Origin of the sequence: Corynebacterium diphtheriae (assembly GCF_001457455.1) — a bacterium.
In the GTDB taxonomy this organism is placed as follows: Bacteria; Actinomycetota; Actinomycetes; order Mycobacteriales; family Mycobacteriaceae; genus Corynebacterium; species Corynebacterium diphtheriae.
The window spans coordinates 1,974,047-1,988,460 of the sequence record NZ_LN831026.1 but is presented as its reverse complement, the minus strand read 5'-3'; the positions used below and the strand labels follow the sequence as shown (position 1 = coordinate 1,988,460).

Annotated in this window: 15 protein-coding genes; 10 read left to right on the top strand and 5 right to left on the bottom strand. The window is 57.1% G+C overall.

Features of this window, described 5'->3' with window-relative positions; genetic code table 11:
* Nucleotides 1-119 precede the first annotated feature (119 nt).
* Nucleotides 120-1,373, top strand: a complete 1,254-nt coding sequence (locus AT687_RS09555) for a threonine/serine exporter family protein (RefSeq protein ID WP_021335188.1) — start codon at nucleotides 120-122, stop codon at nucleotides 1,371-1,373.
* Here AT687_RS09555 and AT687_RS09550 read toward each other — a convergent pair.
* Nucleotides 1,370-2,257: an HhH-GPD family protein gene (locus tag AT687_RS09550; RefSeq protein WP_014311527.1), complete on the bottom strand. Its 888-nt coding sequence runs from the start codon at nucleotides 2,255-2,257 to the stop codon at nucleotides 1,370-1,372. The genes AT687_RS09555 and AT687_RS09550 overlap by 4 nt on opposite strands.
* 130 nt (nucleotides 2,258-2,387) lie before the next feature.
* Between AT687_RS09550 and AT687_RS09545 the strand changes: the two genes are divergently transcribed.
* On the top strand, nucleotides 2,388-3,017 hold the full coding sequence (locus tag AT687_RS09545) for a carbonic anhydrase (RefSeq protein WP_003852865.1): 630 nt from the start codon (nucleotides 2,388-2,390) through the stop codon (nucleotides 3,015-3,017).
* Between the two features lie 69 nt (nucleotides 3,018-3,086).
* Nucleotides 3,087-3,803, top strand: a complete 717-nt coding sequence (locus AT687_RS09540) for a hypothetical protein (RefSeq protein ID WP_014302336.1) — start codon at nucleotides 3,087-3,089, stop codon at nucleotides 3,801-3,803.
* 27 nt (nucleotides 3,804-3,830) lie between these two features.
* Here AT687_RS09540 and radA read toward each other — a convergent pair whose 3' ends face one another.
* Nucleotides 3,831-5,222 carry a DNA repair protein RadA gene (gene radA, locus AT687_RS09535; protein WP_014319324.1) on the bottom strand — a complete coding sequence of 464 codons (1,392 nt, stop codon included), beginning with the start codon at nucleotides 5,220-5,222 and terminating at the stop codon, nucleotides 3,831-3,833.
* Between the two features lie 356 nt (nucleotides 5,223-5,578).
* On the opposite strand from radA, the gene AT687_RS09530 reads away from it, so the two are divergent.
* Entirely contained in the window at nucleotides 5,579-6,928 is a 1,350-nt protein-coding gene (locus AT687_RS09530) for a hypothetical protein (RefSeq protein ID WP_014319323.1), read from the top strand.
* A gap of 103 nt (nucleotides 6,929-7,031) precedes the next feature.
* Here the strand turns inward: AT687_RS09530 and AT687_RS09525 are convergent, their stop codons facing one another.
* Nucleotides 7,032-7,613: a hypothetical protein gene (locus tag AT687_RS09525; protein ID WP_016830234.1), complete on the bottom strand. Its 582-nt coding sequence runs from the start codon at nucleotides 7,611-7,613 to the stop codon at nucleotides 7,032-7,034.
* A gap of 255 nt (nucleotides 7,614-7,868) precedes the next feature.
* Between AT687_RS09525 and AT687_RS09520 the strand changes: the two genes are divergently transcribed.
* From AT687_RS09520 to AT687_RS09495, 6 genes are read left to right on the top strand one after another with little or no spacing between them, the layout of a single operon-like run.
* Nucleotides 7,869-8,450, top strand: a complete 582-nt coding sequence (locus tag AT687_RS09520; RefSeq protein WP_003852856.1) for a CarD family transcriptional regulator — start codon at nucleotides 7,869-7,871, stop codon at nucleotides 8,448-8,450.
* A gap of 9 nt (nucleotides 8,451-8,459) precedes the next feature.
* Nucleotides 8,460-9,194, top strand: coding sequence for a 2-C-methyl-D-erythritol 4-phosphate cytidylyltransferase (gene ispD, locus AT687_RS09515; protein WP_014319322.1), 735 nt, complete (start codon nucleotides 8,460-8,462; stop codon nucleotides 9,192-9,194).
* On the top strand, nucleotides 9,187-9,669 hold the full coding sequence (gene ispF / locus AT687_RS09510) for a 2-C-methyl-D-erythritol 2,4-cyclodiphosphate synthase (RefSeq protein WP_014319321.1): 483 nt from the start codon (nucleotides 9,187-9,189) through the stop codon (nucleotides 9,667-9,669). The genes ispD and ispF overlap by 8 nt, the downstream gene beginning before the upstream one ends.
* Nucleotides 9,670-9,687: 18 nt before the next feature.
* Nucleotides 9,688-11,079, top strand: a complete 1,392-nt coding sequence (cysS, locus tag AT687_RS09505) for a cysteine--tRNA ligase (RefSeq protein WP_014319320.1) — start codon at nucleotides 9,688-9,690, stop codon at nucleotides 11,077-11,079.
* Between the two features lie 27 nt (nucleotides 11,080-11,106).
* Nucleotides 11,107-12,048: a 23S rRNA (guanosine(2251)-2'-O)-methyltransferase RlmB gene (gene rlmB, locus AT687_RS09500; RefSeq protein WP_003852847.1), complete on the top strand. Its 942-nt coding sequence runs from the start codon at nucleotides 11,107-11,109 to the stop codon at nucleotides 12,046-12,048.
* A 21-nt stretch (nucleotides 12,049-12,069) separates the two neighbouring features.
* Entirely contained in the window at nucleotides 12,070-13,197 is a 1,128-nt protein-coding gene (locus tag AT687_RS09495) for a LacI family DNA-binding transcriptional regulator (RefSeq protein ID WP_014302329.1), read from the top strand.
* Here AT687_RS09495 and otsB read toward each other — a convergent pair.
* Nucleotides 13,160-13,918, bottom strand: a complete 759-nt coding sequence (gene otsB, locus AT687_RS09490; protein WP_014319319.1) for a trehalose-phosphatase — start codon at nucleotides 13,916-13,918, stop codon at nucleotides 13,160-13,162. The two genes, AT687_RS09495 and otsB, sit on opposite strands and share 38 nt — an antisense overlap.
* Nucleotides 13,908-14,390, bottom strand: coding sequence for an META domain-containing protein (locus tag AT687_RS09485; protein WP_014307291.1), 483 nt, complete (start codon nucleotides 14,388-14,390; stop codon nucleotides 13,908-13,910). The genes otsB and AT687_RS09485 overlap by 11 nt, the downstream gene beginning before the upstream one ends.
* Between the last annotated feature and the right edge of the window lie 24 nt (nucleotides 14,391-14,414).

Sequence of the window (14,414 nt, the reverse complement as noted above, 5' to 3'; positions counted from 1 at the left end):
CATGCGAGATCGGTCAGGCAAGTTGGTCACAAAACACATGATTATGTCCAACTCGCCTGACCGATTTTCATTAAGGCGTATTAGGATCGACCTACGTGACTAATGAGGATCAATTCCGAATGGGCGTAGAAGCAGACGCCGTCGTACGCCTAGGCATGCTGCTCATGGGCGCTGGAACCAGTGGCTACCGCGTCATCCGCGGCATGAAACGCGCCGCCCGAGCGTTAGGCTTCGACCGCGTCGATGCAGTCATCGGCGTCACACAGATCACCTCGACGATCCACAAAGGTTCAGAGTTCCGCACGGTAGTGGCAAAGTCCCAAACCCCTGCAGTCGACGCATCACGGATCGAAGCCCTCGAAAACCTCACCCACCAGATGCATCGTCGCATCACTGCCGAACAACTCAATGCTGAACTCGACACCATCGAATTCACAGTGGTCAAACGGTGGTCCAGCATCGTATTAACTCTCGCCGCAGCCTTCGCCTGCGCTAGCTTCGCAGTACTGAACCACTTCGACTGGTTAGAAGCCGGCATCGTCGCCGTCAGTGCCGGATGCGGCCAATACACGCGACACCGCCTCCACAAGATGCGCATGCACCAACTAGGCTGCGTGGCGGCGGCAGGCACGGTGGCGTCGTTAAGCTACTTCGCCATCACCCGAATACTGCTGCTGCTAGGCTTCGACTCCGACTACACCATGACCGCCGGATACGTGGCAGCGGTACTGTTCCTCATCCCAGGTTTCCCCCTGTTCTCCGCGATGATCGACCTCGGCCGCTTCGATTTTGAGGCCGGCACCGCGCGACTCATGTACGCACTGACCGTCATTGCCACCGCCACATTCTCAGTGGCGATGGTCAGCTGGGGGACTGGCCTTAACCCCGAACCAGTCCACGGCGACCCCCACCCCGCATGGCTACTCATCGCAGGTGTAGCAAGCTTTGTGGGCATCGCAGGGTTCGCGTTCCTATTTAATTCTTCACGACGCATGGTGCTCGTGGCCGCAGTAGTCGGCACCGCCGCCAACCTCATCCGCTTGCTGCTCGAACAATACGGAGCAACCGCCTACTTCGCGGCGTTTGTCGGCGGAGTGATCATCGGACTTGTCGGTGCGGTTGCCTCCAAGAAAGTCCGCCTGCCACGTATTACAACAACCGTGCCCGCCGCCATCATTTTGATCCCTGGCACCGCCATGTTTCGAGCCGTGTACTACCTGAACAGCGGAGACATGGACCATGCGCTATCCAATGCCGCAACAGCCGCAATGGTGGTGTTTTCTATCAGCGCAGGCCTCGTGCTGGCACGATTGCTCACCGATCGCGCATGGACCTTTGGCCACCTCATCGAATTTGATAAACCACTAGCCTAGGTGGGCAAACTAAAAAGTCCCGCCTCGTTTTGGGTCGCTAGGCCGTCGTCAAGCAGGCTAAACAGTGCCCGAGAACGCTGAGCCGCATCGGGCCACACGACGTCGATAGCTGACTGCGGGACCGGTGCCTCCGCATTTCTTAACACCGCCATAATCAAACCGCGAACCTGACGATCAGTGCCCACAAATTTCTGAACCCGCTTTTTCGCCTTGGCGGTTTCCTCCGCACTCGGCATCGGACGACCCAACGCGATCCATCGACACTGCTGCGTCAGTGGGCAACGATCACACTGCGGGGTCGTTTGGCACACCAAAGCGCCGAGCTCCATCAACGCCACCGAAAACTCCGGCGCGTTGTCATGCGGCAACAAGGCCTCCACCTCGCGCAGCTCGCGTTTCGACGCATTTCCCGCAAGGTAAATCCCCTGATACACGCGGTGATGTACTCGGCGCACATTCGTATCAACCACGGCAACCCGCTGCCCGAAAGCAAAAGCGGCCACCGCGCGGGCGGTGTAATCGCCAATACCTGGCAGCGCCAACAACTGCTCCACATCGTGGGGGACCTCACCACCATGACGCTCTACAATCTGCTGCGCGCACTCGTGAAGACGAAGCGCACGACGCGGGTAACCGAGCCGATCCCACGCACGCAACACCTCATCTTTGCCCGCTTGAGCGAAGTCAGCGGGGGTAGGCCAGCGTCGCATCCAATCGACCCATATCGGCTCAACTCGGGCCACCGGAGTTTGCTGGCTCATAACCTCGCTGAGCAACACGCCCCACGCGGAAGTCTGTGGGGTACGCCACACTATGCTACGAGCGTTTTTGCGATACCACTCGGTCAAAATCTGCGGGATATTTTCTACATTATTAGCGTTCATAAAAGCTCATCTATGTGGGTGCAAGGCTTCAGTGTAACTGGGCACAGCATGCAATCCGAAACCCCCCACGTTGCATGACAATTGGATAAAAAACAAGCATATTTGCCAATTCGGTGCAAGAATGTGATCTATGGCAAAGCTTGAAACTGCAGAGTTTGATCGAGATCCCCAAGGTGTGTGGGAAACCCTACTCGAAGCAAATGGTCGTTTTGTGCGCGGGGAACCATTGCGTCCCAACCAAGATGCCGCCCGACGAGAAGAACTGACCAAAGGCCAAGCTCCTCGCGCCTGCGTATTTACCTGTGGCGACTCCCGAGTACCCGCAGAGTTGCTGTTCGATTCCGGATTCGGTGACATCTTCGTGGTACGTACCGCAGGCGAAGTAATCGATTCCGGTGTTCTTGCATCCATCGAGTTCGCGGTCCTAGGGCTCGGTGTGGAAGTTGTGGTTGTTCTAGGCCACGAATCCTGCGGTGCGGTGGCAGCAACCGTAGCTGTGCTCGAAGGTGCAGAAGTACCCACCGGCCACCAGCGCACCCTTGTCGAGCAGATCACCCCTTCCATCTTGGAAGCAAAGTTCGAAGGCCATGACACTCCCGATGATTTTGAGCGCCACCACGCCGCAGCGATGGTGAATCGCATCATGCAGACCTCGCCTGCAATCACCGAGGCTGTAGAAAATGGCCAGACCGCACTGATCGCAGCACGCTACCGCTTGTCCGATGGCGCTGTAGAAACCATCAAAACCTGCGGTTTTTAATCACCTAGGAACAAGACACACCCCCTGCCTTGGCGCAATCTGCGTCCGGAAACCTTTAGGCTGAAAGACGTGGATCGACGTAATGAGAATCAGCACACTGGTAGGCTCCCCGAGGTCTATTACAAACGTCGCCGCGCCGCAGCGGTGGTGGCATTACTAGTAGTCGTGTTCCTAGTGATCTGGTTGTTGTCTGCTCTTGGCAACAAATCGGATCAGGCACAGCCTGAAACCGCACCGGCGGTTGACACCACAGCATCCTCGGTGACTGGGGAAAAAACCTCCTCTGCTGCATCGTCACAATCGACGTCGAGTTCTTCTGCAAGCGAGTCTGCCTCTGAAAGCGCCTCCCAGGAGCCGTCGGCAAGCACAACTGCCAAAGCCTCGGAGAAAACCTCCTGCACGCTCGATGACCTAGAGGTCACCGCGAGCACCAACAACCCCAATTACGTCAAGGGCGCAAAACCCACCTTCTATATGACGGTGAAAAACCCCACCAAGGCCGATTGTGCGATCGACCTTGACGAAAACGTGATCCGCTTCGAGGTATACGGTCTAGCAACCAACCAACGCATTTGGTCCGACATTGACTGCAACCAGCCCATGGACAAAGGCAAAGTGACTATCAAACCAGGCGAAACACTCAGCTACGAGGCTGTGTGGGCACGTACCAAGAGCGCACCCAAACAGTGCCAGAACCGACCCAAAGTAGAAGCTGGCGGCTACTTCCTCCACGCAGTGGTGGGTTCTAAGCCCTCGCCCGCTTACACCTTTAATATTGCAAGTTAAACGCGGCTGATTCTAGGCCTAGGCGTGCTATCCCACAGCGACATCCAGAGCTTCTCGGATGTCGCTTACTTGTATCACCTTAATTCCGGCAACCTTTGTCTCACTGGGGTCAGACACAGGGATAATAGCGCGCTTATAGCCCAGCCGTTGGGCCTCCATGAGCCGGCGCTGGATATTAGGCACTCGACGGATCTCGCCAGCTAGACCTACCTCGCCAAGAACCACAGTTTTTTCTGCAATGGCCTTCTTATTCAGGGCACTGGCTGTGGCGAGCGCAATAGCCAAGTCGGTGGCAGGTTCTCCCACCTTCATACCGCCAACAGTGGCAACGTAAACCTCGCTGCTATGGGTGCGCTTACCAGCGCGTGCGGCTAAAACCGCTAAGACCATGGGAACGCGCGTGGGATCAAGGCCTGTGACAGCACGCCGAGGATTTTTTGCCTCCGTGGGAACCACAAGGGCTTGTACCTCCGCGACGATGGGACGAACGCCATCCATGGCTACAGTTACTGCTGTGCCATCTGGTGTGCTGCCATGATGGGAGAGGAAAAGCCCAGAGGGGTCTGGAACTTCGCGTATGCCATCAGAATGCTGCTCAAAGCAGCCGACCTCATCGGTTGCGCCAAAACGGTTCTTAATGCCGCGGAGCATACGCAGGCTGGAGTGGCGGTCACCCTCAAAGTTAAGAACGACATCGACTAGGTGCTCTAGTACGCGCGGCCCTGCCACGTTGCCGTCTTTAGTCACGTGACCTACCAACAGACAGGGAATCCCCGTGGTTTTGGCAAGGCTGGTGATTGCCGCTGTAACGGCACGCGATTGCGCCACGCCGCCTGCGACACCTTCCACACCACTTGCCTGCATGGTTTGAACGGAGTCGATGATCAGCAGGCTTGGTTTGATCTGTTCTACATGGCCAAACACGATGTCCAGATTGGATTCCGCCGCTAAATACAAAGAATCCTGTAATGCTCCTGTGCGCTCAGCACGCATACGAACTTGCCCCGCAGATTCTTCGGCAGTGATATACAGCGCTGTGCGGTTGCCGGCGCCTTGTTTCTGCTGAGCCCACTTGCTGGCGACCTCAAGCAGCAGGGTGGATTTGCCCACGCCTGGCTCGCCAGCGAGTAAGACGACAGAGCCTGGGACTATGCCGGAGCCTAATACACGGTCAAGCTCCCCAATACCGGTGGATTGCGTGCTGGAACGGGTGGCGTCGATACGCGTTATCGACTGAGCGGGGCTAGTGGGGGTAAGTCCAATAGGTTTGGCGCCCACGCTTGGTGCCGTAGAGCTCGTTGTCACCTGATGTTCTTGGAAAGTTCCCCATGCGCCACAGTCTGGGCAGCGCCCCAACCATTTCGGTGAGGTATATCCGCATTCGGAGCATATATGCGAGCTACGTGCTTTTTTAGCCATGGGAACACCATAAACTATGGCTATGACATTCGATCGAGTTGGCGTGTTCGAATGTATTTCGGTGGGGTGTCAACGCGGGGGAGAGGGCCTCCGTGCGGGGGTATTGTTTATTAAACAATTTAAGGACATTGAGATTGGCATAAACCGTTTTAGCCATTTATTATGTTTGTCAGCTTATATATTTGTCGCTTAGCGCATGTGAAATGTAGCAAAGGGGCTGCACAATAAGTTGGCAAAGTTGGGAAATGTTCGCTAGCGTTACAGGGTCCATTAAAAAATGCTGAGAAAAGTCTGAAGTGCTTTTTGAAGGATCGCAGGTGCTTAATGTAAACGGATCGGCCTGTGAGAAGGGAATTATGGTGGAACAAAAGGTCACACGAGGGGCTGCTGCATGTGTGGCAGGCTGTCTGGCCTTAATTCCTCAACCCTTAGTTTTGGCTCAGGATGTGCCACAGTCGCCAGCTGTTGTGCGAGAAGAGCAACATGACCAGCGTCTGCACAATGCCATTACGGGGGTAGCGTTACTCAATCAGCAAGGGCAGGGATTTGCTCCACTTTCCCCAGATGCAAAACTGCGCAATGACGAAGAACTAGGTGTTCAGATCAACTGGCACACTGATAGTGCAGTAAAGCCTGGGGATTATTTTGTTTACCAGATTCCCAGCACTTTGGTCCTTGGTGGTCTTACCCATTTTGACATTAACAAGCTGACCGTGACCTTTAATGATTACTTGGCTGCGCACTCAGCTGCTGGCCGAGGCGCAATCACGATTACGGCACCGTTGAACTATGTGGCAAAGCGCGATCATGGGTATACGACCATTAATCTTGGTGAGTTCGGCACGCACAAGCTCAAGGTAAAGCCTGCTCAGCCTAGCGAACCCAAACCGCTTGTTGGTTCGGCCGCTAAGACTGGGGAAAAGCTCGTTGTGGATTCGCCAGAGTTGCCAGAGTCGGCAGAGTCGACTACGCCAAGGTCAACCCCTAATGCTCAGCCGCAGGGGTGGCCGGATGATGAGCCGTGGAACGATTTCGATGACGACTCGGTACTTCCACTGCATGACGGATCAAGGGAGTATTCAGAAGACGCGCTTATCGACGATTCCTATCGTCCGGAAACCCCGCCCGAGATGATTGCGCGTTCGAAGCAACCTGCTACGCAGCCGGAGAAACCACAGCCTCTGGATCCCGAGGCGCCTGCCGTTCTTGCACGCGAACAAGAAGCGGTGCGGGATGTGCCTCGCAATGCGGGCCGTGTGATTGAGCGACCACGCAGCATTATTGAAATGCTGTTTCCTTCACGGGATAAAAACCGTGATAAGCAGAACTCGGAGGCCTCGCAAACATCTGAATCTTCAGTAGCGCCTACCTCTACTTCTGCGGCTGCTAGTGAGTCTGTTACCCAAGGGGCGTCGTCGACGAACATTCAGCCTGCTTCAGGGGTGAGCTCGGCTACCGGAACTGCTTCGGTAATACCCAGGGTGCATAAGCCCACGGAGGACCCTAAGTCTCGTGAGCTCATCGCTGGTGCCGATCACCACCATCACGATACCGAGGATGACTCGGTAGCTATGGATGATCGCCACGAAATCCGTCAGATGCAAGGCGATGCGTTGGGTGGTCAGCCTGTTGCTGCCATCCTGATTAACTTGGCGGCACTCGCCATTATGATTGGTGGCGCATTTTTGCTGCTTCGCCTTCGCTAAAATGCAACCGTTGTCATAGTAGCTATAGAAAATCCGTCGTCACACTGGAATTATTCCAAGCGTGACGACGGATTTATTGCTGCGATAAGCGGTAATTAGAGGCTTAGTGGCTGTGGTTAGCGTGCTCGCCACCGACCTGGCGGTCGTGCTGGCCGGATTCCAGAACTGGGGCGGCGATGGTGGCGTCGAGAGCAATGTCGCCGGAGTCGAAGGAGAAGACAACGTTCTTGCTGCCGCCAACTGCCAAGCCCTTGTTCTCAACCGAAGTGATCACGTGGGTGATACAACCGGACTTTGGCTCGGTCAGTCGAGACATCTCGGCTTTGATGCCGCCGACGATGGAGCAGTCGCTAGCAAGCTTGGTGTCGCCGTCGATGGTCGCCTTGGTGCCGTCGACAGTAATGCTCTTCAAGACGTGCTCTTTGTTGCTGTTGTCTTGGTTGATGGCGGTGAACTTCACGCCTGCCTGGCCCTGTTCGGTGAGGCTGATGGTCACGTCCCGCAGTGCGATGGTGCCGTTGGCGTTATCGATCTCCGAGCCGTCGACAGCCGCTACCTGATCGGAGGTTTGGGTGATCTGGCCAGCGCTGCACGATGCGAGAGCAAGCGCAGAAGCTGCTGCAACAGAGATCATTGCGCCACGGCGAGCGGCGGACTTCAGGGACTTCACGTGTACGTCCTCCATAAGGTGAGACTGTTAGTCGATTAAGGGCTAAATTTTCTTTCCTTACTTTAGTAGGCTGCGGTGGAGTTCACACAGTTGCTGGTGTGATCGGGGAGCCAAAAGGGGGGAAACTTTAGGAGGATCGGAACTTTCGGGATGCGGTTGATGTCTGCTGTGGTGTAACGAAACCCGCAGGCAACCCCTGTGGCCAATGCTCAAGGCGATTGGACTCACGTGGTAGAATGCCACAGTTACACGAATGCGCAAGGAGTTTAGATGGAATTCAAGGTCGGCGATACCGTCGTTTATCCACATCACGGTGCCGCAGTAATCGAGGCAATCGAGCACCGCGAGATGGGCGGTGAGACCTTGGAGTATCTGGTTCTTCAGATTAACCAGTCCGACTTGGTCGTGCGTGTGCCTTCCAAGAACGCCGAGCTGGTTGGCGTTCGCGATGTTGTTGATGATGACGGCCTGCAAAAAGTATTCGGCTTCTTGCGTGAAACCGATGTGGAAGAGGCTGGCAACTGGTCCCGTCGTTTCAAGGCTAACCAGGAGCGTTTGGCTTCCGGCGATGTAAACAAGGTTGCCGAGGTTGTCCGTGACCTGTGGCGTCGCGATCAGGGGAAGGGATTGTCTGCAGGTGAGAAGCGCATGCTGGCTAAGGCGCGCCAGGTGCTCGTTGGCGAGTTGGCTCTTGCTGAGAACAAGGACGAGAAGCAGACCGAGGAAATCCTCGCTCAGGTTGATGCCACTATCGAGCGTCACCGCGCCGAAAACAAAGGCATTGAGGAAACTAAGGTGGAGCCACTGGGCGACATCGACCTCGATGATCTCAATTTCGACGACGAAGACTAACCCCACACCATGTCGCGAAGAGTTGTAGCCCTCGTGGCGGCAGCGGGTAAAGGCACTCGGCTGGGTGCAGATCTGCCCAAGGCCTACGTCCCGTTGCGGGACATTCCACTGGTGGTGCGCTCTGTGCGTGCGATGATTACCTCTGCCGTAGTTGACGAGGTCATCGTGATTATCAGCCCCCAAATGCATGATTATGCGGCCGCGCTGTTGTCGCGTTGGGGGCTTTTTAGTGCCGCCATCCCCGTGCGTCTTGTCCATGGCGGTGCCGAGCGCGCCGACTCCGTGTGGTGTGGTTTGCAAGCCATCGCCGATACCGATGCGGTGGTGCTCATCCATGACTCAGCACGCGCGCTCACCCCACCTGGCATGATTGCTCGGGTAGCACGCGCGGTACTCGACGGTAACAAGGCTGTTATTCCTGTTGTGCCGGTTGCCGACACCATCAAAACAGTCAACGGCACCACCGTTGTAGCAACGCCTCCACGGAGAGACTTGCGTGCTGTCCAAACCCCACAAGGGTTTGATATTGCGGCGCTGCGGGCAGCCAATATTGCATATCAGCAGCAACAACCCGATTTTGAGGCGACCGACGATGCCAGCCTCATGGAGTGGTTTGGCACCCCAGTGTTGTGCGTTGATGGCGACCCCATGGCATTTAAGGTGACTACGCCGCTTGATTATGCGCTGGCCAAGGCCGTGACTGACCAAGCAGAACCAACGATTTTCGAGGTACCCAGTGACTAATACCCCCATCATCCCACGCGTGGGCATTGCTACCGACGCACACCAGATCGAGGCCGGAAAGCCCTGCTGGATTGCCTGCTTACTGTTTTCCGACGCAGACGGTTGCGAAGGCCACAGCGATGGTGACGTGGTAGCACACGCGCTTGTCGACGCCCTCTTGTCCGCCGCCAATCTTGGTGACCTAGGCTCCTTTGTGGGCGTTGGCCGCAAGGAATACGATGGCGTGTCTGGTACCCAGTTGCTCACCGAGTGCCGCGAGTTGTTGGAGTCCCATGGTTTTACCATCGGAAACGGTGCCGTTCAGCTGGTTGGGCAATCTCCCAAAATGGGGCCACGGCGGGAAGAAGCAGAGCGCGTGATGAGCCAGATTCTCGGCGCGCCAGTGTCTGTTTCGGCAACAACAACGGACCATCTTGGTTTTACTGGTCGCAGTGAGGGTAGGGCGGCCGTCGCCACCGCTGTGGTGTGGAAGTAGCCTGCTAGACTAACCTGCGTGACTTTACGCATCTTTGACACAGGAACACGCTCGCTTCGAGATTTTGAGCCGATTCGTCCCGGTCATGCCTCGGTTTACCTGTGTGGAGCAACCCCGCAGACACAACCCCACATTGGGCACGTGCGCTCAGGGGTTGCTTTTGACATTCTGCGCCGTTGGCTGATTGCCCAAGGCCTCGATGTCGCATTCGTTCGCAACGTCACCGATATTGACGACAAAATCCTCACCAAAGCAGCAGAAAACGGTCGCCCATGGTGGGAGTGGGTGTCTACCTATGAACGCGAATTTACTTGGGCGTATAACCAGCTCGGTGTGCTGCCGCCTTCAGTAGAGCCCCGCGCAACCGGACATGTCACCCAGATGGTGGAGTACATGCAACGCCTGATCGATAACGGCTTTGCTTACGCCGCCGAAGGATCCGTGTACTTCGACGTGGCAGCATGGACCGCTGCTGAAGGCTCGGACTACGGCAGCCTTTCGGGCAACCGAGTAGAAGAGATGGAACAGGGTGAAACAGAGATCACCGGCAAACGCGGTGCCCACGACTTCGCGCTGTGGAAGGCCGCAAAACCAGGGGAACCTTCGTGGCCGACCCCGTGGGGTGCTGGCCGCCCAGGCTGGCACCTAGAGTGCTCCGCAATGGCCACCTGGTACCTCGGCGGGGAGTTTGATATCCACTGCGGTGGCCTTGATCTTCAGTTCCCACACCACGAGAACGAGATCGCCCAATCCCATGCCGCAGGCGATGGTTTTGCCAACTACTGGATGCACAACCACTGGGTCACCATGAGTGGCGAGAAGATGAGTAAGTCCCTGGGCAACGTCTTGTCCGTTCCAAACATTTTGGACAAAGTCCGCCCAGTCGAGCTGCGCTACTACTTGGGATCTGCACACTACCGCTCCATGCTGGAATACTCCGAAGGTGCACTCCTTGAGGCCGCCGCCGGCTATCGACGCATCGAGGCATTCTTAACCAAGGTTGCCGACGTAGAAGCAGGGCAGTGGACCACGGAATTTGAAGAGGCCATGAACGATGACCTCGCCGTCCCACGCGCACTGGCAGAGATCCACACCCAGGTCCGGCATGGAAACTCTGCACTCGCAGCAGGAGACGTCGATAAGGCCCGTGAGATCGCCGCAAGCGTTCGCGCTATGGCCGCCGTGCTGGGCGTTGATCCACTCGACGAGAAGTGGCTCGACTCCGCAGCCTCCGACTCCTCCGCAAACGCCGCACTCGACGTATTGGTACACGCCGAGCTACAGCGTCGCACCGAAGCACGCGCTGCCAAGGACTGGGCAACTGCTGATGAAGTCCGCGACCGCCTCCACGCCGCAGGCATCACCGTCACCGATACACCTGATGGCCCAACATGGGCACTGAATAACTAAACGACTACACGAACTGAGAGAACAACCATGGCTGGTAATCACACCAACCGCCCAGGTTTGCGCAAAACCAACAAAAAGGGCGCAACTAAAGGCTCCGGCGCAGTACGCCGCCGCGGACTCAAAGGCAAAGGCCCAACCCCTAAAGCCGAAGACCGCGAGTACCACGCAGCATACAAAAAGAAGATGGAGCGCAAGCGTCGCGACCAAGGCCGCCACGTCAAAGAGGAAACCTCCGAGCTGGTTGTGGGCCGCAACCCCGTCGTCGAATGCCTGCACGCCAAGGTGCCAGCAACCTCGCTCTACATCGTGGAAGGCACCAAAAACGACAACCGCCTCAGCGAAGCCGTCCAGATCGCTCACTCCCGTGGCATCCCCATGATCGAGGTACCCCGCCACGAGATGGACCTCATGACCGGCAACGGCATGCACCAAGGGATCGGCCTACAAATTCCGCCATACAAGTACACCACCGTGTTTGACCTCATCGGTCGTATTAACTCCACCGGCGAAGACGGCATGGTCGTAGTACTCGATAACATCACCGACCCCCGCAACCTCGGCGCTGTTATCCGCTCTGTTGCCGCATTCGGCGGCCACGGCGTGGTTATCCCAGAGCGTCGTTCCGCATCGGTCACAGCGGTGGCATGGCGCACCTCAGCGGGCACCGCAGCACGCCTGCCCGTCGCTAAAGCCACCAACATCACTCGCGCCGTCCAAGAGTTCCAACAAAACGGCTACCAGGTTGTCGGCCTCGACGCAGGCGGCGACGCCACCTTGGACAACTACGACGGCAGTGGCCCTGTCGTGATCGTCGTCGGCTCCGAGGGCAAGGGAATCTCTCGCCTTGTGCGCGACAACTGCGATTCTCTCATGTCGATCCCGATGGCCGGTTGGGTTGAATCCCTCAACGCCTCCGTGGCAGCAGGCGTAGTGCTCAGCGAATTCGCCCGCCAGCGTCGCCTGAAGTAACACAACTGTATGGTGGTGCCTATGGCTTCCCGAAATACCCAGCGTCCCAGCCTTGCGGCACTTGCAGCAGAACTAGGCGTCTCCCGCACCACCGTGTCCAACGCCTACAACCATCCGCAGCAACTATCCGCCGAACTGCGCGAGCAAATCCTCGCCACGGCGGAACGCTTGGGATACCTAGGCCCCGACCCCACAGCACGCTCCTTACGCACACGCCGAGTGGGAAGCGTCGGCGTGCTGTTTACGGACCACCTCACCTACGCCTTTGAGGACCTCGCCTCGGTGGACTTTTTAGCCGGAATGGCCGAGGCATCAGCGGGTTCGCAGACCTCCATGACGCTCGTGCCCGTAGGGCCGGATTCTCTCGACCCGACCGCGGCAAAGCAGCTGGTCAACTCTGCAGTAGTCGACGGATTCGTGGTCTACTCTGTAGCAAAAGGTGACCCCTTTCTAGAAGCCGTGCACGCTAGGGGACTACCCGCCGTTGTCTGCGACCAGCCTGCCGACGATCACCGCATGTCCTTCGTCGGTATTGACGACCACACAGCCATCGCTCCCGCAGCCCAAGCGCTTGTCGACGCCGGCCACCGTAGCATCGGTATCTTGTGCATTCGCCTCGACTCTGAGCCCAACAACGGCCCAGTGTCGTTTGAACGCCTCAAGCACGCCCACCACCACGTGCAGCGTGCCCGAGTCCAAGGCGCACTCGAAGTATTCGACGCCGCCGGCATTCCCGCCGGCGCAGTACCGATCATCGAACGCCACATCAACGACCCCGCCAACAACATCGACGCTGCCCGCGAGCTATTAACCGCACACCCCGACGTGACCGCAATCTTGTGCACCACCGACACCATGGCCTTTGGTGTGCTGGAATATGCCAAAGAACTCGGGTTGCGTGTGCCAGAAGACCTCTCCGTAACCGGCTTTGACGGCATCGCTCCCGCCCTCAACCGCGAACTGACCACGGTGCTCCAGCCAAACAAAATCAAAGGTGAACGCGCTGGTACCTTGCTCTATTCGATGATCGAAGAAGCACAAAAGAACCCCAACGTGATCTCCCGTGGCCAACTACACCGCGAGATCCTAGCAACGTCCTTCCACCCAGGAGCTACTGTTGTTCCGCCGAACGAGCATCGGCGAGGCTAGACAAAAACTGCCCCACACGGTCAATGGACTCTAGGCGTACCGTGGCGCAGGTATCACCAGCACCCACCTTGATGCCTACGTCGTTGCGGCCTAACACCGCAAAGCCGTTTTCATCGGTGGTGTCGTCCCCCAAAAACAGTGTTGCAGACGGACGATACTGCTCTTGCGCAGCCTTAATCCACGTGCCCTTTGTAAAATCCATCACCGAGGCCTCGGCAATCCACTTACCCTCAGCGAGCTTCGCCCCAGGGATCTCTAGCGCAAGAGCGCGATCAAGCGCGGCACGTGCCCGCTGCTTGTCGGCAACTCGAATCACATGAAGCACCCGATGATAGGGCTTAAGCTCCACAAATGCCCCTGGTACTGACGCCGCAATCTCCTCTAACGCAGTGGTCACCGTGTTCAGCGCCGCCTGCTGATCCTCGTTGAGAACCAGCCCGCCTTCCGTCGATTCTGCACCATGCGAACCCGCCACGATCATCGGGGCGGCAGCACCAGAAACCTGAATCAGCCTCTGGACATCGCGACCCGAAAGCAATGCCACTCGCGTGCTCGGCAGTCTTGTCAGCTGTTGTAGCGCCGCCATAGCAACATGATTAACTGGCACCTGCATGGCATCGTGGCTAAAGCCCGCAAGAGTGCCATCAAAATCCGACACCACCAACAACGAGGGGGTGGCGGCCAGATGATCCAACGCCTGCTGCTGCTTACTAGTCCACATGGTTAGCCACCAAGCTAATCGACGGCTTATCCACCTGATCCACCTGGCGAGTCAACACCATCTGCTGGCTGGAACCATGGTGAATATCAAGAGTCGAGTCGGCGATAATCGACACCATCGAATCGTGAAGATAACGGTGATGGCCCTCGCAGGAATCGTCGATAGGCTGGAAACGCACCTTGCTCATCGTGACCCTACTTGCGGCCTCCGGAGCCGCCTCCGCGACCTGATCATCACTAAAATGTGCCGTGCCTTGGAAACGCGCGCAACCGGTATAACCAGCCACCGAACCGCGACCAAAACTCATATACACAGTGCCGGCGATGTCATCAGGGACAAAACTTGGGTACTCCGGCGTGGTATGCACCGCAGTGACCTGCCACCGCGAATCCGTCACCTGAGTGGGCTGCGTACCACACCCCGCAAGAAGCGCACCCATGCAGGCAACAACTACTAAACGACGCAACACCATCACTCCTCGTGAGACTAGAAGGAC

What these genes read in the sequence shown, in the direction of transcription:
- AT687_RS09555 (WP_021335188.1), top strand. Translation starts at nt 120, where the DNA reads ATGGGCGTAGAAGCAGACGCCGTCGTACGCCTAGGCATGCTGCTCATG.
- AT687_RS09550 (WP_014311527.1), bottom strand. Translation starts at nt 2,257, where the DNA reads ATGAACGCTAATAATGTAGAAAATATCCCGCAGATTTTGACCGAGTGG.
- AT687_RS09545 (WP_003852865.1), top strand. Translation starts at nt 2,388, where the DNA reads ATGGCAAAGCTTGAAACTGCAGAGTTTGATCGAGATCCCCAAGGTGTG.
- radA (WP_014319324.1), bottom strand. Translation starts at nt 5,222, where the DNA reads ATGGCTAAAAAAGCACGTAGCTCGCATATATGCTCCGAATGCGGATAT.
- AT687_RS09530 (WP_014319323.1), top strand. Translation starts at nt 5,579, where the DNA reads ATGGTGGAACAAAAGGTCACACGAGGGGCTGCTGCATGTGTGGCAGGC.
- AT687_RS09525 (WP_016830234.1), bottom strand. Translation starts at nt 7,613, where the DNA reads ATGGAGGACGTACACGTGAAGTCCCTGAAGTCCGCCGCTCGCCGTGGC.
- AT687_RS09520 (WP_003852856.1), top strand. Translation starts at nt 7,869, where the DNA reads ATGGAATTCAAGGTCGGCGATACCGTCGTTTATCCACATCACGGTGCC.
- ispD (WP_014319322.1), top strand. Translation starts at nt 8,460, where the DNA reads ATGTCGCGAAGAGTTGTAGCCCTCGTGGCGGCAGCGGGTAAAGGCACT.
- rlmB (WP_003852847.1), top strand. Translation starts at nt 11,107, where the DNA reads ATGGCTGGTAATCACACCAACCGCCCAGGTTTGCGCAAAACCAACAAA.
- AT687_RS09495 (WP_014302329.1), top strand. Translation starts at nt 12,070, where the DNA reads ATGGCTTCCCGAAATACCCAGCGTCCCAGCCTTGCGGCACTTGCAGCA.
- otsB (WP_014319319.1), bottom strand. Translation starts at nt 13,918, where the DNA reads ATGTGGACTAGTAAGCAGCAGCAGGCGTTGGATCATCTGGCCGCCACC.
- AT687_RS09485 (WP_014307291.1), bottom strand. Translation starts at nt 14,390, where the DNA reads ATGGTGTTGCGTCGTTTAGTAGTTGTTGCCTGCATGGGTGCGCTTCTT.